The organism is Haloferula sp. BvORR071, from assembly GCF_000739615.1.
In the GTDB taxonomy this organism is placed as follows: Bacteria; Verrucomicrobiota; Verrucomicrobiia; order Verrucomicrobiales; family Akkermansiaceae; genus Haloferula.
Window position 1 is genome coordinate 140,919 of the sequence record NZ_BATP01000020.1, and the last position, 22,022, is coordinate 162,940.

The following is a 22,022-nucleotide window of genomic DNA, read 5'->3' on the forward strand; positions in this document are numbered from 1 at the left end:
GGTTCCCACTGGGTGCGCCGACTTTAGTCGGCCTCTCAAGCCTGGGTCGTCTTTCTCGCCCTCGTGTCCCCTTCCTAACGGGCCGGCTAAAGCCGGCGCAGCCAGTGCTCCCGCCCATCAACAAGCCTTCACTCAACTTCCGCCATGGAAACTCCACCACTCCAAAACCACGACACATCTCGTACTTCCCCCGGACCTTCCTGGCCCATCCTCATCGCCATCACCCTCGTCATCTGTGGCACCGCCGCCTGCATGACCCACAACGTCTACTATACCGAGGGCGAGATCATGGTGGGCGTCTATGCCTTCGCCACAGCCGGGACAGCCGCCCTGCTACTCCTCGGCCTCGCCAACCGCAGCCTCGCCGCTTGGCTCATCGTCATCTGCGGCGGCAGCCTCGTTCTCTGGCAGGCCTACCAACAGCGCCGCTGGGCCATTCTTCATGAAGAAGTCGTCGGCGTCCTCGCGCACATCCACCAAATCCAGCAGAAAACCGGCAACTACCCGACCACCCTCGACGGCTACACCTTCTCCCACCCCGAGTTCAAAAGCCACATCAGCTACTCCTTCCCCGAAGGAAAAATGTCCCTCGGCTACTACCTCAACAATCCCGGCACCGGCTATTGGTATCATCAGGACAGCGGCTTCGGCTACTATCCGGACTGACTGAAGCCCAACTCCACGTGCTCCCTCAAATCCCCATCAGGTCCTCAAAGGTCACCCACGCCCTCACGCGATTTTCCTCATACCGGTACCTCTCCTTCCACACAAAGGGCCTCCTCCCGCTTCCACGCTCCACCCAGCCCTGGATCTCCAGCGTCAGGATCTCCGTCTTGTCCGCTGGCACGTAGTCAAACTTCCGTGGCAGATTGATCTCCGCATAGTACTGCCCCTTCCCTACACCGCTCGTCACCGTGTGCGCCATCACCCTCAAGCGATCCGCGGGCACCACCAGGTCCTGCCGGAAGCTCCCGCTCGCGATCGTCACTCGCTCAAACCCATAGGCCCGGTACGGCTTCTTCGTGTGGTAGCGCGTATCGATCCGGAACGGCGCCCGGACATCATTCGCGAAAATATTCGAGCTATAGGAAGTCGAGAACACCTGCACAACGAAGTCATCCTCGAAGCTCCCATCCGGCGGGATCTTCACCTCCACCATCTCGTAGGTCTTCCGCGAGTGATTCACCATGCACCCGCTGCTCACCACCGCGAGCAAGGCCACTAGTCCCAGCAAAGCAAGGCGCGCCCGGTTCATCATCTCTTCGCTTTCCGCTTACCGGCTCACCCCGCGCTTCGATCCCTCCACGAACTCGATCAGGTGCTTCACCTGCTCGTTGTTCGCCGCCTTCTCCGCCTTCAGCGAACCCAGCGCCGTCGCCAGGTTCCCGTCCTTCTTCAGGAAGAGCTTCTTGTAAGCCGTCTTCAGCGCCTTGATCGACTTCTCATCGAAACCACGCCGCTGCAAGCCGATCAGGTTCAGCCCACGCGTTGCCCCCGGATGCCCGTCCACGATCATATAGGGCGGGACGTCCTGTACGATCTTCGCACAGCCACCGATGATCGAGTGGCAACCGATCCGGCAGAACTGGTGGATCGCCGCCAGCCCGGAGACGATCGCATGGTCGCCCACCTCCACGTGACCGGCCAGCGTGCCGTTGTTCGAAAGGATGATGTGATTCCCAAGCTGGCAATCGTGCGCCACGTGCGAGTAGCACAGGAGCAAATTGTCGTTTCCGATCCGCGTCGGGATCTCCGCCACCGTCCCGCGGTGCACGGTGGTGTTCTCGCGGAAGACATTCCGGTCCCCGATCTCCAGGTAGGTCGGTTCCCCGATGTACTTCAGGTCCTGGGTCTTCCCGCCGATCGCCGCGAAGGCGAAAAACTCGTTCTCCTTCCCGATCTTGCAGGGCCCGTCGATCACCACGTGCGAGTGCAGCACACAGCCCTCACCCAGCTCCACCCCGGCCCCGATCACACAATAGGGTCCAACGCGCACGTTTGCGCCGAGCTTCGCTTCCGGTGAGATGACCGCGGTCGAGTGGATCACGGGCGGAATCACGAAGCACGCGGGCCGGAATGGCGATAGTTTTTTGGCTCAGCGCCGGATTTGGCGGCGGGGAAAAGGCAGTGGAGGCACCACGAATGAACAGCCAATTTTACGAATCTGGGAGGGCTGGAAAAGTTCGGAGCCTGGCTTTTCCTGCCTTCATTCGTGGGATCGGCTGTTGATTGGTGGTGCCTCCGTCACTCCCCCACCTTGAAATCCCGGATCACCGCCATGTGCTGCATCTGAGGAAGGCCGCTGTCCCCGGCCTGCGCCGGTGCCACCTTCTCCAGCGGCTCGAATACCCGGGTGTCAAACACCAGCCCGTCCTCAAACTCCTGCCCGGCCAGCTTCACCGGCACCTCCATCTTGTCCAGTACCGGACTCGCCAGCACCCAATCGTAGGGCCGGTTCCGCGGCTTGTTCGTGAAGATATTCCCCATCCCGTCATGCGGAGGCTTCGCTGGCACCACCAGCGCCTTCTCCATCAGCTTGAAGCAGGGCTCCTGCGTCGTCCGCGTGTTGAAATCCCCGCCCACAATCAGCAGCGCGTCCTTCGGCAGCTTCCCCGCCAGCGCCTTCATCAGCGCCTCCGCCTGGGTCGCTCGGGAGCTCGCATTCTTCGAGTGCAAGTGCAGGCTCACCGCCCAGAGGTCCTTGCCGCCCGGCAGCGCGATCCGCGCCCAGAAGAACTCGCGGTTGTCGAGCTGCGGATCATCCCAGATCCCCGATTCCGCGATCGGCCAGCGGCTGATCACCCCGTTCGGGATCCCCTTGGTCTCCTCCTTCGCGACATGGAAATCCTGCCCGAAGGTCGCATTCACCCACTGCCGCGTCGGCATCGTCGTGTTGAATTCCTGGATCAGCACCACATCCGGCTTCAGAGCCTTCAGGATCCGCGCTCCCGCCCCCTCAGGATTGCTGTGGTTGCCATTGTCCGGCGAGTAGCTCTGCGCGTTGTCGGAGGTCAAATTCGCCGCCACCGCCCGGATCGCCAGCGGCTCCCCACCGGCCAGCCCGGCCAGAATCTGCCACAGGGGGAACCACAAACATCTCACGCCCTCCCTCTAACGCATCCCTGCCGTTCTTGGAACTTGGAACTTTCCCCGTCCCGCTCCACCCTCCACCCCATGAGCACCGCGGTGTATGCCGGATCCTTCGATCCGCCGACCAATGGCCACCTCTGGATGATCCAGCGAGGACTCGAAATGTTCGAGCGCCTCATCGTCGCCATCGGCAGCAATCCCAGCAAGAGCTACACCTTCAGCGTCGAGCAGCGCCTCGAGCTCCTGCGCGCCTCGATTCCCTCCGCCGAGCGCCTCACCATCGCTCATTTCGACAACCGCTACCTCGTCCACTACGCCCGCGAGCAGGACGCCAAGTTCATCCTCCGCGGTATCCGCGGCCCGAACGACTACGAGTACGAGCGCGTGATGCGCCACGTGAATGCCGACCTCGCCCCGGCCATCACCACCATCTTCCTCATGCCCCCGCGAGACATGGCGGAGGTGTCATCCAGCATGGTCATGGGCCTCGTCGGCCCGGTAGGCTGGGAGGACCAAGTCCGCCGCTACGTCCCCGCCCCCGTCTTCGACGCGCTGGAGCAGCGGGTGAAGTAAAGCGGCTACCCCATCACCGCAAAGCCCTGTGGAGGGCGGACACTCTGTCCGCCCATGGGAAAGCCTTGGCCTCACTGGAGACGCCCCGACATCCGCGCCCCCCGTCCACAAGCGGACAAGAATGTCCGCTCTCCCCCGAAAGAGCGCTCCCGCAGCCGCGTTTTCCCATTTCCAGCCACGCCGCTTTCGGGAAAACTCCACCCCGCGACGATTCCGGTCACCCAAGGCCCCGCTCGCGACATCTGCCGGTCAGAACCCATGAAATCCCTGCTCCGCATCCTCCTCTGGATCGCCATCGCCCTCCTCGGCGCCACCGCCGTCGGCATCGCCGCCTTCCAGCGAAATGAGCCTGTGAACGCCCTCTGGCTGGTCGTCGCCGGCGTCTGCACCTTCGCGATCTCCTACCGTTTCTACTCCGCCTGGCTGGTTGCCAAAGTCCTCACCGTCGATGACCGCCGCGCGCCCGCCGCGGTAACCTGCAGCGATGGCAAGGACTTCGTCCCCACGCCGAAGTGGGTCGTCTTCGGCCACCACTTCGCGGCGATCGCCGGCCCCGGACCCTTGGTCGGCCCGGTCCTCGCCGCCCAATTCGGCTATCTCCCCGGCACCCTTTGGATCCTCGTCGGTGCCACCCTCGGCGGCGGCGTGCACGATGCGGTGGTGCTCTTCGCCTCGATGCGCCGCAATGGCAAATCCCTGGGCCAGATGCTCAAGGAGGAGATCAATCCCGTCGTCGGCCTGATCGCGATGCTCAGCCTGCTCGCGATCATGACCATCATCCTCGCCGTGCTCGGCCTGGTAGTGGTCAATGCCCTCGCCGAGAGCCCTTGGGGTCTCTTCACCATCGCCTGCACCATCCCGCTCGCCATGGTCATGGGCCTGGCCATCAAGAGCGGCAAGGTCAGCGTCACCGCCGCCTCCATCTTCGGCGTCGTCGGCCTCCTGGTCGCGGTCGCCGGTGGCCAATACCTGACGGATGAGATGAAGGCCGCGCTCACGCTGAAGAAAACCGATCTGGCTTGGGCGATCATGATCTACGGCTTCGCCGCCGCGGTCCTGCCGGTCTGGCTGCTGCTCGCGCCACGCGACTACCTCAGCACCTTCATGAAGCTGGGCACCGTCGCCATCCTCGCGGTCTTCATCATACTCCTCCACCCGCCGCTGCACATGCCGGCGATCACGCCCTTCATCGATGGTTCTGGCTTCGTCGTCGCGGCGCCGGTCTTCCCCTTCGTCTGCATCACCATCGCCTGTGGAGCCGTCAGCGGCTTCCACGCCCTGATCTCCTCCGGCACCACGCCGAAGCTACTGGCCCGCGAGAAGGATATCCGCCTCGTCGGCTACGGCTCCATGGTCGTGGAAATGCTCGTCGCGCTCATGGCGATCATCGCCGCCTGCGCCCTCCAGCCCGGCCAGTACTTCGCGATCAACTCGCCCGTCGATCCCAACAACATCCCCGCCGTCGAGGCCCAGATCGCCAAGATCAATTCCTACGGCCCCGAGTATGCCGTGACCCGCGTGGAGATGGAACAACTCGCCCACGACCTCGGCGAGCCGCACATCATCGGCAAGGTCGGCGGCGCGCCCACCTTCGCCGTCGGCATGGCCCACATGTTCGCGAAGGTCATCCCCGGGCAGACCGCCCTCTCGCTGTGGTACCACTTCGCGATCATGTTCGAGGCGCTCTTCATCCTCACCACCCTGGATGCGGGCACGCGGGTGGGACGCTTCATCTTGCAGGACCTGTTAGGCCAGATGCACCCCAAGCTCCGCGAGACCGGCTCCTGGGGCGCGAACGTCACCGCCACCTTCCTCCTCGTCGCCGCCTGGGGCTACTTCATGTATCAGGGTGCCATCGATCCCTCCGGGATCGCCAAGAGCCTGTGGCCGATCTTCGGCATCGCCAACCAGCTCCTCGCCGTCATCGCCTTCTGCCTCGGCACCACCATCCTGATCAAGATGGGCAAGGTCCGCTACGCCTGGTGCACCTTCGTGCCAATGGTCTTCCTCACCGTCATCACCTTCACCGCCGGCATCATGAAGATCTGGTCCACCAAGGCCGCCGGCTTCCTACCCGAGATCGCCAAGCAAAAGGCCGCCATTGCCGAGGGCCTCAACGGAGCCGCCCTCGCCAAGACCCAAACCGCCCTCACCAACGCCCGCGTCGATGTCGTCATCACCGCGATGTTCCTGCTCTTCGTCGCCGCCATCGTCATCGGCTGCTGCCGCGAGTGGATCCTGCTGCTGCGCAAGCAGAAGCCGGTAGTGCTGAAGGAGAGCGACTATGTAGCGCTGGCGGAGTAAGCACGACTGCTGAGGCTTGAGTTCCTGCACCAGTGCAGGGTATTCGATTGTTAGCTCAAGAACCTGACAATATGGGATGGAACACCAGCATCGCTTGCGGCGGCCCTTGGAATCCGGATCTCCTCGATTCGCTCGCTCCGGGCTACGAGAAACAAGCCAAGACCACCGATTTCGGAACGGCAACGTCATCCGATTCCACCGGCCGGATTGCCATTGGCATCCTTCCCAACGGAGTTGTGGTCGCGGCGACTCGCACTGAATACGACGCGCTCACCGACCTCTCCCTCATGCTGTCCGCAAACGGTCGCTCGGGAGTATTCCATTTGGGCTCCACCGCCTGCTATTACGAGTATCAGCTCCATGCATTTGGCGAGACGCTCGAGCGCAGGTCTACCGGGGGCGACGACGACAATGGCTTCGATGATGATTCCCTCGATCCCGACGACACCCTGAGCCTGCTCGACGAGGAGGATGGAATCGGCAACGTCGAGCTCGATGAAGATGGCTTGCTCGCCTTGTTCCTCCGCACCATCGGCCAGCCGGATTGGCGCTGGCAGGATGACTTGAGATTGCACTACTATTCGCCGCTCGAAGTCTAGCAAGACATCGGCGCCGCCACGCGCCGCCACGCGCCGCGGACGCCTTATACTGCTCTCCTACTAGAGCCGTTCTGGCTCCCCGGTGAACCATCAGACAACAGATTCGACTTCGCTTGGCTTCACCCATCTTCCCCCCAGGGTCTGCTCTTCACTTACACCCGCGTGACCTGACATGGCCGACACTCCTCCGCCCGCCACCATCGACGCCTACATCGCGGACTTTCCTCCCGAGATCCGCGCGATGTTAGAGCGCATGCGCGCCATCATCAGCAAGGCCTCGCCCAAGGCCAGCGAGACCATCGCTTGGGGCATGCCCACCTTCAAGCAAGACGGCAACCTCGTCCACTTCGCCGCCTTCAAGCGGCACATGAGCCTCTTCGCCAGCACCAGCACCGTCACCCATTTCAAGGGCGAGCTGGCGGACTACGTGACCCACAAGGCCACGATCCAATTTCCCTACGGCAAACCCCTCCCCGCGGCGCTCATTACGAAACTTGTGAAGCACCGCATCGCCGAGAACGCCGAAAAGCTCGCCGCCAAACGGGCCCGAGGGAAGTAGCACCCGGCTACCCCTCCGGGTAGTCGACATCCCACTCCCACTTCCTCCACCATCCCCAAACCCATGAAACCCCTTCTTCTCCTCACCGCTCTCCTTCTCCCCATCACTCTGGTCCACGCGGAAGATCCGGCCCCCTATCCCAACTGCGCCAAGATCTTCAATGGCCAGAACTTCGATGGCTGGATCGCCGATTCCTCCACCTGGACCATCGTCGAAGGCGGCATCATGCGCGGCAGCGCCGGCACCTCGCGCCTCGCCTACACGAAGGCCGACTACGGCAGCTTCCGCCTTATCTTCAGCTCACGCATGAATCCCGTGAACAAGGACCACCTCGGGGTGCTCTTCTGGGGCGACCGCCCCACGGATCCCGCCAAGCCCAAGATCGACAATGCCGGCTGGCTCCAGTTCATGCCACCCTTCGGCGGCATGTGGGATTACCACCCGCCTCAGCACAAGGACCTCCCCCACCAGACTCTGGTCGCAGGTCCGCGCAGCTCCGATGAGTGGCACCTCACCGAGATGCTCCTCAATCTCGACAAAGGCACCCTCCGCGCCGCCGTCGATGGAGTGGAGATCGTCCGCTACACTCACCCGACCCCCGCAGAGCGCACGAATCCCGAAAAGCGCATCATTCCCGGCCCTGTCGGCATGTTCCGCCACGGCGGCGGCACATCCGAATACAAGGAGATCTACCTTGAGGCCGATCCCAAGGAGGACAAGCTCATCACGGTGAAGTGAGGAGGAAAGGATCCTCATCACAGGGCCATGGCATGACCCGGATCCCAATATCCCACGATCTTCAGCTCTGATTTTTGCTGCCTCCCGCCCCGCGTCTGCTTCAAGCTCCCGGCGATGATTCCCACCCGAATCCCGGTCGCCATCGCCTGCTGTCTCCTGGCCGTCGCCGCCAGCTCCTGCCGCGCGCCCATCGAAGAACAGGACGCCATCCGCAAGCTCGCCGCCGACACCCGCCCGCTCACCGCCGCCGAGGTCAGCTCCATGCCCCAGGAAGTGAGTCTCGGCGAGCTCGAACAAAAATTCGGCCGCGGCGAGCCGCAGTCCGGCAACCGCCTCGCCTACCGCTCCAGCGACAAAGACAAATTCTTCTGGGTCTATCCCTACAATCCGCCGACCGGCAGCGGCCCAATGGTCCATCACATCGTCCTCGCCGACCGACTGGAAGAGAAAGGCAAGATCGTCTGGCCGGAGAAATACCGGAAAACTCCCCCGGCCACCGCAGCCTACATGGTCAGCCAGATGTAGTCCTGCGGATTGACCGATCGGGAAGAATTTTGCTGCCCGCCGCCCACCGTCCACTCATCGTCGGCGACAATGAAGGCCATTTTCAGCTTCGCCCCACTCGCCGCCTGCCTGCTCTCCCTTTCGGGTTGCGCAGCTCCTCATCTAGTCGGCAACCGCAATGCCGTGCGCGACGAACAGCTCATGACCCTGCCAAGCGCCGCCAGCCTCGCCGAAGTGCAGAAGGCTTTTAGCCCCGCCGAACCCCTCCCCGGCCCCCGCATCTCCTATCAGGCTCAGGCCGCTGAGCATCCCGGCGAATACTACTGGATCTACACCTACCACCCGAAGGATGGAGGCACCGAGCCGATGGTCCATCACATCGTCCTCGCCGACCGCACCGGAGAAGGCGGCAAGGTCATGTGGCCCGCCAAGTGGCTCGACATGTCCCCCGCCTCCGCCGCCTACGTTCTGCGAAAGACGGAGGGCCAATAAGGCGGGCAGGGACCTTTCTCTGAAAGCTCAGGCCGGGCAACTCCACAGCCCTTGCTAGACTGCATCGATCCCGCCTCCATGACTGCACCCAAGTCCACCTGCAGCACCTGCGGCGCCGAGATTCTCCAAATCACCGCCGAACACACCGGGGGCCTCTGTATGCCCTGCAAGAAGCAGGAAAACGAAGAGCGCCGCGCTCCCCCGCCACCCCTCCAGGTCTCCTGCGTTGTCGAATCGCTCCATGGCTCGACGCCCCGCTTCTTCGCCACGCCCGAGGATCTCATAGGCGCATTGGAGAAAGTGGGCTCCATCGGCGGAGACGATCACCCCAATCGCTACGAGGTCGAAGCCCAGCTCGCCTTGCTTCGGCACGTCATCCGTGTCCGGAACAGAAACTTCTGCCTCAACAACGACCACTGGAACCGCACCGGCTGGGCCCTGCTAACGCTCTTCGAACAAGGACAAGCCGACTTCCAAGCCGAGGCTATCGGTCCGCGGTATCGCTTCGCCGACCTCACCAAGGAGAATTGGACCCGCGGCACGGAGCCCTTGGCTCAACAAGGCGGCTTCAGCTACCGCACCGCCGATGGCATGCTTGTATTCTCCATCAGCACCTGGCGCTCCTGAGCCATCCCGCCCCCCACACACTCCATTCCTCATTCGAAAATTCTGCATTCGGCATTACCCTCCACCACCATGACCAAGCTCCTCATTCTCCCCGGCAGCGCCCGCCGCGAATCCTTCAATCGCAAACTCGCCGGCATCGCCGCTGCCATCGCCACCGAGGCCGGTGCCGCCGTTGACCTCGTCGATCCCGCCGACTTCCGCCTGCCCCTCTACGATGCCGAGCTTGAAGAAGCCGAAGGCCTGCCCGCCAATGCCAAGGCTCTCAAGCAGAAGTTTCTCGCCGCCCAGGCCATCCTCTTCGTCTCGCCGGAGTACAACTCCTCCATCACCCCGCTTATGAAAAACATCATCGACTGGGTCAGCCGCACCGAGACCGATGACGAGCCCGACCTCGCCGCCTACAAGGGCAAGGTCGCCGGCCTCCTCTCCGCCTCTCCCGGTGGCTTCGGCGGCATGCGCGGCCTCGTCCATCTGCGCTCCATCCTCGGCAACATCGGCGTCCTCGTCACCCCCGCCCAATTCGCGCTCTCCAGCGCCTACGACAAATTCGACGACGCCGGCCAACTCAAGAACCCCAAGGATCTTGAGAGTGTTCGCAGGGTCGTCACCACTCTCCTCGCCACCACCGCAAAGCTCAGCGCCTAACAGGTGCTTCTGGTTTCAACCGCGAAATCACGCAAAAGGGAGCGAAATTTAAAAGACAGGAACTCACAGTGGAGAGCCCCAAACCCGCACTCCAATTCTGTGTATTCCGCGGTTTGATCTCCGGCTGTTCAAATTTCGCGGCTTTCGCGCCCCTTCGCGGTTAAACTCTCCTGACCCCATGGCAATCGGCACGGCAGCACCCTGGCGCATCCGCGTCGATACCGGCGGCACCTTCACCGACGCCTGGGCGCTTGGCCCCGATGCCATCGAGCGCCGTGCCAAGATCCTCTCCGATGGCACCCTCCGCTGCCGCCTCATCTCCAAGCAGGATGACAACTACTGGCTCACCGACTCCGAGCTCCCCGCTCTCGATTCGACCTTCCGCAACTGGCACGATGGCGACACCATCGTCCAAGACAGCCGCGAAGGCGCCAAGCTCCTCCAGCTCTCCGGAGATACGAAAAACCTGGTAGCTGGCCAAATCCTCACCCTCTCCTGCGGCGATGAGGCGCCCGTCGCCGTCGCCCGCATCCTCACCGGCACCCCCGCCGGTGCAAAGCTCCCGCCTGCCGACTTCCGAGTCGCCACCACGCGCGGCACCAACGCCCTCCTCGAACGCAAGGGTGCCCGCCTCGCCTTCTTCACCACCCACGGCTTCGCTGACCTGTTAGAGATCCGCGACCAGCGCCGAGCCCGCCTCTTCTCGCTTTCGCAGCCCGCGCCTGAAGTCCTCCCCGCCTTCACCGCCGCGATCCACGCCCGCCTTGATCGCGAGGGCAATGTCGTCGTCCCTCTCGAGGAAGACGCCCTCCGCGCCGCGGCCCGCGATGCCATTGCCCAAGGCTGCAGCGTCGCCGCCGTCGCCCTGCTCCATTCCTGGAAAGACCCACAGCAGGAACAGCGCGCTGGCGAAATCCTCCGCGAGTCCGGCTTCACCCACGTCATCCTCTCTGCGGAAATCGCACCGCTCATCCGCCTGCTCCCGCGCGCCGAGACCGCCGTCGCCGAAGCCTTTCTAACACCCGTTATGGAGCACTTCGTCCGCCGCGTCGCGAGTGCCCTTGATGGCAGCGAGCCATGGCTTATGACCAGCGCCGGCGGCCTCGTCCCCGCCAGCCGCTTCCGGCCAAAGGACTCGCTCCTCTCCGGTCCCGCCGGTGGCCTCGTCGGTGCCGCGGAGCTCGCCCGGGCCGCCGGCTTCCCGCGCGTCCTCACCTTCGACATGGGCGGCACCAGCACCGATGTCGCGCGCATCGATGGCCCCTTCGTTTGGCGCCAAGAGCAAGAGATCGGCCCCGCCCGCGTCTTCGCCCCCGCACTCAAGATCGAAACGGTGGCCGCTGGCGGTGGCTCCATCTGCCGCTTCCACAATGGCCGCCTCGAAGTCGGCCCCGATAGCGCCGGCGCCGATCCCGGCCCTGCCTGCTACGGCCGCGGCGGCCCTCTGACACTCACCGATGTCAATATCCTCGCCGGTTACATGGACGCAGCCAAGGCAGGCATCCCCCTCGATCGCGCCGCCGCCGAGGCCCGCCTCGATGAGCTTCTAACAGACCTCCGTAACGCGGGCGAATCCACCACCGCCGAAGCCCTGCTCGCCGGTCTCCGCGAACTTGCCGTCGAGACCATGGCCGAGGCGATCCGCGGCGTCAGCGTCCGCGAAGGCTGCGCCCCTCAGGACTTTGCCCTCCTCGCCTTCGGCGGTGCCGGCCCGCAGCACGCCTGCGCCGTCGCGGAGAAGCTTGGCGTCAGCACCGTTCTCGTTCCTGCCGATGCCGGCCTGCTTAGCGCTTGGGGCCTCGAACGCGCCCGCCGCCAGGAGCAGCGCGTGAAGCAAGTCCTCGCTTCTTTCGACAGCATCGCCGCCGATCTAACAGGCGCATGGCAAGCCCTCGCCAGCGGAGCTGCCAGCGGCCTCGACCATCCCGAATTCCGCTGGCTCGCCGACCTCCGTCTCAAGGGCCAGGATACCGCCCTCACCGTCGAGGCCACCTCTGCCGCCGAGTCCACCACCTCACTCAAGGACAAATTCGTCACCGAGTACCGCGCTCTCTACGGCTACCCGCCCACCGCCGGCCGGGAACTCGAGCTCGTCGCCCTCCGAGTCGTCGCCGAAGAACACAGCTCTCCCTCCATCCCCGAAGCCTTCCCCGACGAAACAACACCCGGTCCTCTCCTCCTGCAGGACCGCTTCTCCACCTGCGTCATCCCCGAAGGCTGGCAGATGCGGAAAGGCAGCAAAGACACCCTGCTGCTGGATCGCCCCACTTCTTCACCACTCCGCACTCCGCTCTCCCCGCTCGGCACTCCTTCCACCGTTTCCGCCGGCCTCTTCCGCAGCCGCTTCGAAGGCATCGTCACCGCCATGGGCGAGATGCTGCGCCGCACCGCCCTCTCCACTAACGTCAAGGAACGCCTCGACTTCTCCTGCGCCCTGTTAGATGCAGACGGCCACCTCGTCGCCAGCGCCCCGCACGTCCCTGTCCACCTCGGTGCCCTCGGCGTCTGCGTCCGCGAAGTCCTCAAGATCCTCGATCCCGGCCCCGGCGATGTCGTCATCACCAATCACCCCGCCTTTGGTGGCTCGCACCTGCCGGACGTCACTCTGATCGCACCAGTCTTCGATCCTTCGGGCGAGCGCGTCGCCTTCGTCGCGAACCGCGCCCACCACGCCGAGATCGGTGGCAAGGCTCCAGGCTCCATGCCCGCCGATGCCAAGGTCCTCGCTGAGGAAGGCGTCGTCATCGCCCCGCGCCTGCTAATGGCAGGCGGCGAACCGCTCTTCGATGAAGTGGAAGAGCTGCTGCTCGATGCTCCCTGGGCCTCGCGGCGCATCGGCGACAACCTCGCCGACCTGGAAGCCCAGCTCGCCTCTGTCCTCCACGGCAGCATCGCCATCAAACGCCTCATCGCCGAACATGGCGGCGACACCGTCCGCAGCGAACTCCGCGGCATCCTCGACCGCTCCGCCGCCCTCATGGCCACCCGCCTCGCCACCGTGGACATCGATCATGAAGTGATCTCCAGCTTCGACGATGGAACCCCGCTCCAGGTCCATCTCACCGCCTCCGCTGGCTCGATGAAGATCGACTTCACTGGCACCGGTCCCGTCCACCCGCGCAATCTCAATGCCACTCCCGCCATTGTCCGTAGCGTCGTCCTCTACGCATTGCGTCTCTGGCTCGGCGAAGACATCCCGCTCAACGAAGGCCTGCTAGAGACCGTCGATATCATCGTTCCCACCGGTCTCCTCTCGCCTGACTTCGACCCCGATCCGGCCAAGGCCCCCGCCGTCGTCGGCGGCAATGTCGAGACCAGCCAGCGCCTCACCGACCTCCTGCTGGAAGCCCTCGACCTCGCCGCCAATGGTCCCGGCACCATGAACAACTTCCTCTTCGGCGACGAGAGCTTCGGCTACTACGAAACCCTCGCCGGCGGCTCCGGCGCCGGCCCGCAGCACCACGGTGCCTCCGGCCGCCACGTCCACATGACAAATACCGCCATCACCGACCCCGAGATCCTCGAACACCGCTTCCCCGTCCGCCTCTGGAAGTACGAGATCCGCCGTAATTCCGGCGGCCACGGCCTGCATACCGGCGGTGATGGCGTCATCCGCGAAGTCGAGTTCCTCGAGCCACTTACTGTCTCCTTCCTCACCGAACGCCGCAACAGCTCCCCCCAAGGCCTCCACGGCGGCCAAGCCGGTCAGCACGGCATGCAGCACCGCATCCTCCCCGACGGCACCGAACAACTCCTCCCCGGCGCCGTCACCTACCAAGCCAGCGCCAACGAGCGCGTCCGCATCTCCACCCCCGGCGGCGGTGGCTGGGGAACCTAACCGTCTCCCGCTTCGCGGCGCAGCCGCTTTCGGAGTGCGCGCGAGAATCGCCGCTTTTTGTGCGCGTTCACCCTTTCCAACGCCACCCAAGTTCTAGGCCGATCCCCGCCCAAAGAGGGAAACGGCCCCACCGCAGCACCAGAGCAGGACAAAATGGTGAATTGCCAATCAACTCCCTGATCTGCTGAGATGGTTACTCAGTTATCTCGCTGTTTTCCTTTCATGAGCCGCCGCCCCCTTCTCCTCATCGGAAGCCACCTTGCCGTTCTCGGCCTCGTCTACGGCATCACCCGCGGCAGCACCCACAGCCCCAGCGCCAGCAACCCCGCATCACCCCACCCCAACGCGAAGTCCGCCGACCGCAACAACTCCGGACCAAGCGCCGATGGCCAGGCCTTGCTCGCCGACTTCATCCAGCACCAGAAGGAGAGCTCCACTTCACCCTACAGGTTGCTGAAGGCCACCCTCCCCGTCGCCGCCGATCCCGAGGCCGCGGCGATCGAAGCGATCCGCGCCTACTCCGCCATGAAACGGGGCGAGGCCCCTAACGGCGAAGAAGCCGAACGCCAGTTGACCGAGCTTGCCGTGCGCGTCCTCCACTGGTTGCGCCAAGCCAAAGACCCCGCCGAGATCATCAAATTCCTGGCCACCGACGAAGTCGCCAGGGAGATGGATCTCCTTCCATCCCTCTGCTATACCGCCATCAAGGACGCGGCCGCCGAACAAGGGATCACCAAGTCCTGGCCCTGGCTATGGAAGAACCCCTCCACCCGCGAGCCCTTCGGGCGCGTCGCCATGGAGGAGATGAAAGCGGGAGGAGGCTTCGCCCTGATCTTGCAGCTCGAAGCCGCCATGAAGGGCGACCCCTTGTTCTCCAGCCAGCGCCGCTTTGTCGCGATCGATCCCTCCGGCAAGCGGGAACAATACTACCTGCAAGTGGGCACGGCGACACCCTTCAGGGACCGGCAGGCCCTGTTCGACTTCGCCATATCCCCCGACCAACAAGAGGTCCGCTCGGATCTACTGCGGGGCTTCGCCCGCAGCAGCGAGGAGGCCGCCCAGTGGCTGCTGGAGCGGGAAGGCCTCGACCCGGAAATGGCGGACTTCGCGCGCAAGCGGCAGAACTTCCTCGCCTCTAGCAATACCTCCTTGGATTACGACCGCCGCATCGAAGCCCTCCAACAATCGTCCGACCAGGAGGGCAAGGACCACCAGACGCTGCTCAATGAAATGGTCCAACGCGACCTCCTCAAGATCCTCACCGAAGACCGCGACTGGCGCTACGAATTCCGCAACGGCGTCTCCTCGCTCGATGACGTGACCGCCGCGATTCGCAGCGCCATGCCGGAGGTGCCGCCCGAGGCGGAGGAAGCGCTGCTGGTTTCACTCTACCGACAACTCGTCGAAGAGGACGCCAAAAAGGCCCTGCCCCTGCTCGACTCACTACCGGAAGACCGCCGTCGCGACGCCTTGTTCAACTCCACCTGGCAGAGCATGGTGAACATCGATCCCGACGACTATCTCAGCTTCTTCTCCTCGCTGCCGGAACCCGTGACAGCGGAGGAGAAGGACTATCGGACCAAGGGCTGGAACTGGAAGGCGCGCGGCTTCCTCATGCGCTACGGCGACGATTACGTCGAGTGGGTCAAGCAGATGCCGCCGGGCATCGACAAGGAAACCGCGATGAACTCCCTCATCTGGGCCACGCGCGAGCAGAACCCGGCCGAAGCCCGCAAGCTGAGCGATCAACTCTATCCGCCCAAGAAAAGCGAATGAAGCGAAACAGCGTTTTCATCCTTCTCGCCAGTCACCTCGCGGTGGCAGCCCTCGGGCTGCTCCTCGCCTTGCCGGATCAAGCCGGCAAAACCGCGGATCCGGAGAGCAATCAAAGCTCCCCCGCGGCCACGGGCCATGCCCCCGGCGGTAAGACTCCACCGCGGCAAAAGAGCGGCAGCTTCCAGCCATCCACCTCATGGCGTGGCGGCGAGTTCGCGCGTGCCTGGAAGGCCGTCCGCACCGCCAAGCTCTCCACCACCGAGCGGATCAAGCTCCAGCGCGACCTCCTGAGGCAATGGGCCGAGGTCGATCTGGTCGCGGCGATCGAGGCCGCCTTGGCGGAGGAATGGGATAGAGACAATGGCGGCTACTACGATCCTAGTGGTCCCCTCTTGGATTGCTTCTCCGCTGAGCTAGCCAAGGATCCCGCCCGCGGCTGGGAAATGATCCGCCGCCGCCAGTTCGGGGTGGGCACCGGCATGCTGCGCCACGTCTGGATCAGCGCGGTCGGAAACAAGGATCCGCTCTTCCTCGCCTCCAAACTCGGCGAGCTTTCCTGGCGCGACCGCAATGAAGCGATCGCCGCCTGCCGCTCGGAACTCCGGCCAGGCTCGGAGACGGCGGAGAAGTTGTTCGCTGTGCTCGCCCGCCTTCCCGAGGATGTGGTGAGCGCGGAGGATCTACTGAAGTTTTCCGGTCGCTCGGCGGCAGACAATACCCCGGAAGCCCTCAAGCAAGAAATCCTCGGTCTGGGCCCGCAGGACCAGCGCATGGCCAAGGTCCTCGCCATCCAGTGGGGCCGGCAGCTCTCCTCGCAAAGCGTCGCGGAGATCGAAGCGCAGGTCGCCGCCGTGCCAGAAGCGCTCCGCAGCGAGGTGCTGTGGTCGGCCTTCGACGTTTCGCCCGCGGACTCCGCGGAGAACACCCTCGGTCTCGCCACCCTGCTGGTGGACAACGGCGCATGGACGAAACTCGAACAACGCGAAACCACCGTCCTGCTCCAGCAACTCGCCCGCGACGGCGCCGCCAAGGAAGTCGCGGACTGGGCCACCAGCCTGCCGGTGCGCAAGGAAACCACCGAACTCTTCCACCGCAGCGTCGATCACTATCTGAACACGAACATGGACGGCGCGCGCGAATGGCTCGCCAGCATCCCGCCCGGCGTCTGGCACGACCGCGCCTACGCCGAGTACTCGCAGCAAGCGCTCAACGCCCACAACAACCCCGACGCTTCCCGTTGGGCCCTCGACCAGATCGGCGACGCAAGCTTCAAGCGCGAGGCCGAGAGCTGGCGCTCGCAGTGGGAGAAGCGCACCGGTTGGAAGGCACGTTGAATCGCACCACCAACACGTGCCCCTATTTGAGCCACAGGTCTCTGGGAGTGCGGTGGGCATCGCCGCTTTCTGTGCGAAGCCTCGCCTCAGCACGCCACCCAAGTTCTAGGTGGATTCCCCCCACCTCGTGCCCGTCGCGACTGATTCCCAGTGATCGCTTGCTCCAGACCCTCCCCCGCTGCCGTCCTCCCTTAGGCTGAAGCTTCCGGGAACTCCCACGGCGGGCCGAGGCAACACGCGCCCAAAACGGGCGCACTTCCCAAAGCAGCAGCAGCGCCGCGCGTGGACCTCCCTGTGCCATTCGCTCCTTTCGTGGTGTCTCTCTGCCTTTGCCCTCCGCATTTCGCCCACCCGCACTAAACCTTCGCTTCCCTGCGATCCGTGTATTCCGTGGCTCATTTCCGGCTTTTTGCCTGGGCCTTAACCCACCTTGAAACAAGGCGAGCCCATCCCCGCGCCCCTTCTCATATGCTCCGTTTCCCCGTCCCCCTGCCTTCTCCCGCTCGGGTCCTTCCTCTCTTGATCGCCTTGGCCGTCCTATGCTGCCTCGCCCCGTCGGCCCGCGCCTTCGACCCCGCCGACTACGGCCACGTCTCCCTGCACCTCAAGGCAGACGCGCTCAACCAGGCGGACAATACCCCGGTGCTCAGCTGGGGCCCCTTGAGCGCCGGGGCCAATGAAACACCGGTCTTCACCGCCAGCGACCCCCGCTTCAATGGCAAGCCCTCGGTTCACTTCGATGGCATCGACGACGTGATGAAGAGAACCGGCGCGAACTACCAAGCCCGCGCCATCTATGCCGTGGTCTGCTTGGAAAGTCCCACACCGGCCCTCGCCGGATTGCTGGGCACCGGGAACGACAAGCTGAACATCCGGCGCAACGACTCGACCAGCTTCTATCGTTCGGCCGGTCACAACGTGGACTCGAATGACTTCGTCGGCAATGGTCCCGTGACCGGCACGCTCTATGTGAATATGACCTCCGCCGGTGCCTACACCACCGGGGCCGCCCATCTGGTCCGGGCCTTCGCCGGCAGTGACAAGATCTACGAGAACTTCTGGATGGGTAGCCCCTACAGCGGCGCCAATCGCCTTTGGAAGGGCAGCGTCGCGGAGATCATCGTCTTCCAGGACCAGATGACCACGGAAGCGATGGACCAAGTAAACTGGTATCTCCAGCAGAAGTACAACCTGCCCACCACCTTCCAGACTCCGGCCCCCGACACCAAGCTGAAGGCGACGGCCGGTAGCATCAGCTCCACCCGCGGCCTGCTCTCCACTGCCGGCGCCCCCGTCACGCTGAGCTGGGAAACCGAGCGCGCCACCACCCTCTCGGTCAATCAGGGAGTGCAGTCGTCCACCGCGGTTGCCAGCGGTTCGGCTACGGTTTCGCCGACGCAGACCACCACCTACACGCTCACCGCGCAAAACTCCACCGGCAGCACCGCCAAGACGGTCACGATCTACATCGGCACCACCGCACAAGCGGCAGTGCTGAATGAATTCCTCGCCAGCAACGGTGGCGGACTGACGGATGAGGATGGCGACAGCGGCGACTGGATCGAGATCTTCAACCCGAATCCCTTCGCGATCGATTTGGCCGGCTATCGCCTCCAGGACTCCGCCAATACCTGGGACTTCCCCGCGCAGTCCGCGATCGAGGCTAGCAGCTATCGCATCGTCTTCGCTTCCTCCAAGAATCGCACAAATCCAGCCGGCAACCTGCACACGAATTTCAGCCTGAGTGCCGATGGTGAGTACCTCGCGCTGAAGACTCCGCAAGGCGCCATCGCCACCGCCTTCGCCCCGGCTTACCCGCCGCAGCGGCAAAACCTCTCCGCGGGCTTGTCTAACAACCTCATCGCATTCTACGCGGACCCGACCCCCGGGGCCGCGAATGGCACAGCCTCGGCAGGCCTCACGGATGATGTCTACTTCTCGATGCCGCACGGCCTCTACGAATCCGGCTTCCCCTTGGAGCTTTCCTGCATCACCAGCGGCTCGGTCATCCGCTACACCACGGATGCCAGCACCCCGACGGAAACCAGCGCCGCGTACACCGGCCCGCTCGATATCTCAAGCACCCGCACCATCCGGGCCCGCGCCTTCCGCAGCGGCTACCTGCCCTCGCCCGTGGTCACCCAGAGCTATATTTTGCTGAATGACGTACTGGCGAACCAGATCTATGCCACCGGCACCGCCCCCGCCGGATGGCCCGCCGGCACCGTCAATGGCCAGCAATTCCGCTACGGCTGGAACACCACGCTCAAGACGCAATACACCAACCAGCAACTGCTGGACGGTCTCAAGCAGCTTCCCAGTGTCTCGCTGGTCACAGATCAGGAGAACCTCACCTCCTCGGCAACTGGCATCTATGTCAATGCCGACCAGAAGGGCTCCCTGTGGGAGCGCCCCGCCTCCTTCGAGTTCATGCCCGCGGATGGCAGCGATGGCTTCCAGATCAATGCCGGCCTGCGCATCCGCGGAGGTGCCAGCCGCGGCGATGGCTTCGTCAGGCACGGCTTCCGCCTTTTCTTCCGCGGCGGCTATGGCGATTCCAAGCTCACCTATCCCCTGCACGGCACATCCGGCACCGATCAATTCGATACCCTCGATCTGCGCACCGAGCAGAACTACCACTGGTCGAATTCCTCCGATGTGCAGAACACGGCCACACACGAAGTCTTCGCCCGCGACTTGATGGGAGCCACCGGCCAGGCCTCCACCCGCACGCAGTCCTTCCACCTCTATCTGAATGGCCAATACTGGGGCATCTATCAGACCGAGGAACGCGCCCAGGAAGATTACGGTGCCACCTACTTCGGCGGACGTTCAGATGACTACGATGTAATCCAAACCTCCAGCCACCCCGCCCTGACCTACGAAGTCTCCAGCGGCCAACTCGACGCCTGGAGCACCATGTGGAACCTTGCCCGCGCCCACGCGGCAAATCCCACCGATGCGAATTACTTCGCCCTCAGCGGACGCAACGCGAACGGCGTGCGGAATCCCGCGATGCCCGTGTACGTGGACATCGACAACCTCATCACCTACATGCTGGTGATCTTCTACATCGGCGATGGCGACGCACCGCTGATCAACAGTCGCGGCTGCAACATCGCCAACAACTGGCGCGGCCTCCGCAACCGCTCCGCCAGCGATGGCTTCCGCTTCTTCGTCCACGACTCGGAGCATTCGATGAAGACCTCCCTCTTCGTGGAGGACCGGGTCAATACAGCCGCCCCCACTGCCAGCAACCGCCCGAACTTCACCTACTCCAATCCGGAGTGGATCCACGAGGACCTCAGCGCCAGCCCCGAGTACCGCATCCGCTTTGCGGACATCATCCAGAAGCATCTCTTCAATGGTGGAGCAATCACGCCCTCTGCCGCGCAGGCACTCTTCGATGCGCGCGCGGGACAGATCTCCCAGGCGATCGTCGCGGATGCGGCCCGCTGGGGCACGAATGCCACCAACCACACCCTGGCCCAGTGGCAAGCGCGCCTGAATTACTTGCGCAGCAATTTCTTCGCCACCCGCACCTACAACCTCATCACTCACCTGCGGACGCGTGGCTTGTTCCCCTCGGTAAATGCGCCGCTCTTCTCGCAGCGCGGCGGTTCGGTGGCACCCGGCTACCTGCTCTCGCTGTCCACCGGCGGCCAGACCGGCACGATCTACTACACGCTGGATGGCAGCGATCCACGTGCCGTGGGTGGCGCTATCGCCGGCAGCACTTACGCCAGCCCCGGCATTCCGATCAATGGGCTGGTCAAGGTAAGGGCGCGCTTCCGCAGCAGCACCGGCGTGTGGTCGGCCTTGGATGAGGCCAGCCTCATCGGGGCCCTGCCCGCAGCTACTGGAGATATCGTAGTCAGCAAGATCCACTACCACCCAGACAACCCGAGCGAAGCGGAACAGGCCGCAGGCTTCGATTCCGATGCCGACTTCGAATATGTCGAGCTAATGAACATCTCCTCACAGACGCTGGACATTTCGGCACTGGCCTTCAAGACGGGCATCGAGTTCAGCTTTGCCGGCTCGGAGATCCCGGTGCTTGCGCCGGGCGGGCGGGTGCTGGTGGCGGGAAATGCCGCGGCGCTGCAATTCCGTTACGGCCCCGGCCTGCCGATCGCCGGCAGCTTCAGCGGAGATCTCAGCAACGGCGGCGAGACCCTGCGCCTGGAAGGCACCGGCGCTGCGGTGATCAAACAATTCTTCTACGACGATATCGCGCCATGGCCCGTGACTCCGGACGGCGGTGGCTTCGTGCTGGTCCTGAAGAGTCCGGCGGACAATCCGGATCACGCACTGGGCACCAGCTGGCGCGCCAGCTTCAGCCGCGGCGGCAAGCCCGGCACTGCCGACACACTCGATCCGCAGACTTGGCGCGGGCTGAACTTCAGCGCAACCGACCTGGCCGATCCTGCCAAGGAAGCCAGCTTGTGGGGCAACAACGCGGATCCCGACGGCGATGGCATGGTGAACCTCATCGAGATGATCACCGGCAGCTCGCCCTTGGACTCGAAGTCCCGGCCTGCACCTGAGCTTTCCTGGTGGACCGATCCGGCGACCGAGGCAAGGTACCTAACACTAAGCCTGCGGATCCTCCGCGACCTGAGCGGAGTGCAAATCACCGCCAAGGCCTCAAACGATCTGCTGTCCTGGCCGGACACCCTCTCATCGACCGGCCCCGCCGTGTCACAAGCTGACGGCACCGCCATCCTCAGCTTCCGCGATCCCCTTCCCGTGGGGCAAGGCCCCGCAGCCCAGCGCTTCGTGAGGATCGTTGTGACGGAGCCGTGATCACGGCCAAGACCCCGGCCGTGGATGGAGTCAACGCTGCGTGAATTCATTCACGCGGCAGGCTCTATCGGAGAGCACGCGGGCATCGCGCGTGTTCCTGCGATATTTCCACCAAGGATCGGGAACTCCGGTAGGCA

The 22,022-nt window shown here is 64.0% G+C and carries 17 protein-coding genes; 14 read left to right on the plus strand and 3 right to left on the minus strand.

Annotation, left to right across the window (positions count from 1 at the left end; all coding sequences use genetic code 11):
• Window positions 1–144: 144 nt before the first annotated feature.
• Complete coding sequence (locus tag BV071_RS09655) at window positions 145–666, plus strand: hypothetical protein (RefSeq protein WP_035605612.1); 522 nt, start codon at window positions 145–147, stop codon at window positions 664–666.
• Between the two features lie 25 nt (window positions 667–691).
• Here the strand turns inward: BV071_RS09655 and BV071_RS09660 are convergent, their stop codons facing one another.
• The 3 genes from BV071_RS09660 to BV071_RS09670 form a co-directional block, all read right to left on the minus strand.
• Window positions 692–1,222: a hypothetical protein gene (locus BV071_RS09660; RefSeq protein ID WP_265594274.1), complete on the minus strand. Its 531-nt coding sequence runs from the start codon at window positions 1,220–1,222 to the stop codon at window positions 692–694.
• Window positions 1,223–1,273: 51 nt separating this feature from the next.
• Complete coding sequence (lpxA, locus tag BV071_RS09665; protein WP_035605619.1) at window positions 1,274–2,047, minus strand: acyl-ACP--UDP-N-acetylglucosamine O-acyltransferase; 774 nt, start codon at window positions 2,045–2,047, stop codon at window positions 1,274–1,276.
• 197 nt (window positions 2,048–2,244) lie between these two features.
• Window positions 2,245–3,102, minus strand: a complete 858-nt coding sequence (locus BV071_RS09670; protein WP_265594275.1) for an endonuclease/exonuclease/phosphatase family protein — start codon at window positions 3,100–3,102, stop codon at window positions 2,245–2,247.
• Window positions 3,103–3,174: 72 nt separating this feature from the next.
• Here BV071_RS09670 and coaD point away from each other — a divergent pair, with 72 nt between their 5' ends.
• The 13 genes from coaD to BV071_RS09735 all read left to right on the plus strand — a co-directional run bounded on the left by coaD (window position 3,175) and on the right by BV071_RS09735 (window position 21,885).
• On the plus strand, window positions 3,175–3,663 hold the full coding sequence (gene coaD, locus BV071_RS09675) for a pantetheine-phosphate adenylyltransferase (RefSeq protein WP_035605621.1): 489 nt from the start codon (window positions 3,175–3,177) through the stop codon (window positions 3,661–3,663).
• A gap of 258 nt (window positions 3,664–3,921) precedes the next feature.
• Entirely contained in the window at window positions 3,922–5,967 is a 2,046-nt protein-coding gene (locus BV071_RS09680) for a carbon starvation CstA family protein (protein WP_035605624.1), read from the plus strand.
• A 71-nt stretch (window positions 5,968–6,038) separates the two neighbouring features.
• On the plus strand, window positions 6,039–6,566 hold the full coding sequence (locus tag BV071_RS09685) for a hypothetical protein (RefSeq protein WP_035605626.1): 528 nt from the start codon (window positions 6,039–6,041) through the stop codon (window positions 6,564–6,566).
• 172 nt (window positions 6,567–6,738) lie between these two features.
• A complete protein-coding gene (locus BV071_RS09690) occupies window positions 6,739–7,125 on the plus strand; it encodes a DUF1801 domain-containing protein (protein WP_035605629.1) in 387 nt (128 codons plus the stop codon).
• A gap of 63 nt (window positions 7,126–7,188) precedes the next feature.
• The gene (locus BV071_RS09695) at window positions 7,189–7,863 is read left to right on the plus strand and encodes a family 16 glycoside hydrolase (protein ID WP_035605634.1); all 675 of its coding nucleotides are present in this window, start codon (window positions 7,189–7,191) and stop codon (window positions 7,861–7,863) included.
• 114 nt (window positions 7,864–7,977) lie between these two features.
• Window positions 7,978–8,388 carry a hypothetical protein gene (locus BV071_RS09700; RefSeq protein WP_035605637.1) on the plus strand — a complete coding sequence of 137 codons (411 nt, stop codon included), beginning with the start codon at window positions 7,978–7,980 and terminating at the stop codon, window positions 8,386–8,388.
• A 69-nt stretch (window positions 8,389–8,457) separates the two neighbouring features.
• Window positions 8,458–8,859 (plus strand): hypothetical protein, encoded by a 402-nt coding sequence (locus BV071_RS09705; RefSeq protein ID WP_035605639.1) that lies wholly within the window; start codon window positions 8,458–8,460, stop codon window positions 8,857–8,859.
• A 78-nt stretch (window positions 8,860–8,937) separates the two neighbouring features.
• A complete protein-coding gene (locus BV071_RS09710) occupies window positions 8,938–9,486 on the plus strand; it encodes a hypothetical protein (RefSeq protein WP_265594276.1) in 549 nt (182 codons plus the stop codon).
• A 69-nt stretch (window positions 9,487–9,555) separates the two neighbouring features.
• Complete coding sequence (locus tag BV071_RS09715; protein ID WP_035605643.1) at window positions 9,556–10,131, plus strand: NAD(P)H-dependent oxidoreductase; 576 nt, start codon at window positions 9,556–9,558, stop codon at window positions 10,129–10,131.
• A gap of 178 nt (window positions 10,132–10,309) precedes the next feature.
• Window positions 10,310–13,969: a hydantoinase B/oxoprolinase family protein gene (locus BV071_RS09720; protein ID WP_035605646.1), complete on the plus strand. Its 3,660-nt coding sequence runs from the start codon at window positions 10,310–10,312 to the stop codon at window positions 13,967–13,969.
• Between the two features lie 222 nt (window positions 13,970–14,191).
• Complete coding sequence (locus tag BV071_RS09725) at window positions 14,192–15,745, plus strand: hypothetical protein (protein WP_035605650.1); 1,554 nt, start codon at window positions 14,192–14,194, stop codon at window positions 15,743–15,745.
• On the plus strand, window positions 15,742–17,079 hold the full coding sequence (locus BV071_RS09730; RefSeq protein ID WP_035605655.1) for a hypothetical protein: 1,338 nt from the start codon (window positions 15,742–15,744) through the stop codon (window positions 17,077–17,079). Before BV071_RS09725 ends, BV071_RS09730 begins: the two co-directional genes overlap by 4 nt.
• Window positions 17,080–17,547: 468 nt before the next feature.
• The gene (locus BV071_RS09735) at window positions 17,548–21,885 is read left to right on the plus strand and encodes an FN3 associated domain-containing protein (RefSeq protein WP_265594277.1); all 4,338 of its coding nucleotides are present in this window, start codon (window positions 17,548–17,550) and stop codon (window positions 21,883–21,885) included.
• The last annotated feature ends 137 nt before the right edge of the window (window positions 21,886–22,022 follow it).

Coding starts and splice junctions, on each gene's coding strand:
- BV071_RS09655 (WP_035605612.1), top strand. CDS start 145: ATGGAAACTCCACCACTCCAAAACCACGACACATCTCGTACTTCCCCC.
- coaD (WP_035605621.1), top strand. CDS start 3,175: ATGAGCACCGCGGTGTATGCCGGATCCTTCGATCCGCCGACCAATGGC.
- BV071_RS09680 (WP_035605624.1), top strand. CDS start 3,922: ATGAAATCCCTGCTCCGCATCCTCCTCTGGATCGCCATCGCCCTCCTC.
- BV071_RS09685 (WP_035605626.1), top strand. CDS start 6,039: ATGGGATGGAACACCAGCATCGCTTGCGGCGGCCCTTGGAATCCGGAT.
- BV071_RS09690 (WP_035605629.1), top strand. CDS start 6,739: ATGGCCGACACTCCTCCGCCCGCCACCATCGACGCCTACATCGCGGAC.
- BV071_RS09695 (WP_035605634.1), top strand. CDS start 7,189: ATGAAACCCCTTCTTCTCCTCACCGCTCTCCTTCTCCCCATCACTCTG.
- BV071_RS09700 (WP_035605637.1), top strand. CDS start 7,978: ATGATTCCCACCCGAATCCCGGTCGCCATCGCCTGCTGTCTCCTGGCC.
- BV071_RS09705 (WP_035605639.1), top strand. CDS start 8,458: ATGAAGGCCATTTTCAGCTTCGCCCCACTCGCCGCCTGCCTGCTCTCC.
- BV071_RS09710 (WP_265594276.1), top strand. CDS start 8,938: ATGACTGCACCCAAGTCCACCTGCAGCACCTGCGGCGCCGAGATTCTC.
- BV071_RS09715 (WP_035605643.1), top strand. CDS start 9,556: ATGACCAAGCTCCTCATTCTCCCCGGCAGCGCCCGCCGCGAATCCTTC.
- BV071_RS09720 (WP_035605646.1), top strand. CDS start 10,310: ATGGCAATCGGCACGGCAGCACCCTGGCGCATCCGCGTCGATACCGGC.
- BV071_RS09725 (WP_035605650.1), top strand. CDS start 14,192: ATGAGCCGCCGCCCCCTTCTCCTCATCGGAAGCCACCTTGCCGTTCTC.
- BV071_RS09730 (WP_035605655.1), top strand. CDS start 15,742: ATGAAGCGAAACAGCGTTTTCATCCTTCTCGCCAGTCACCTCGCGGTG.
- BV071_RS09735 (WP_265594277.1), top strand. CDS start 17,548: ATGCTCCGTTTCCCCGTCCCCCTGCCTTCTCCCGCTCGGGTCCTTCCT.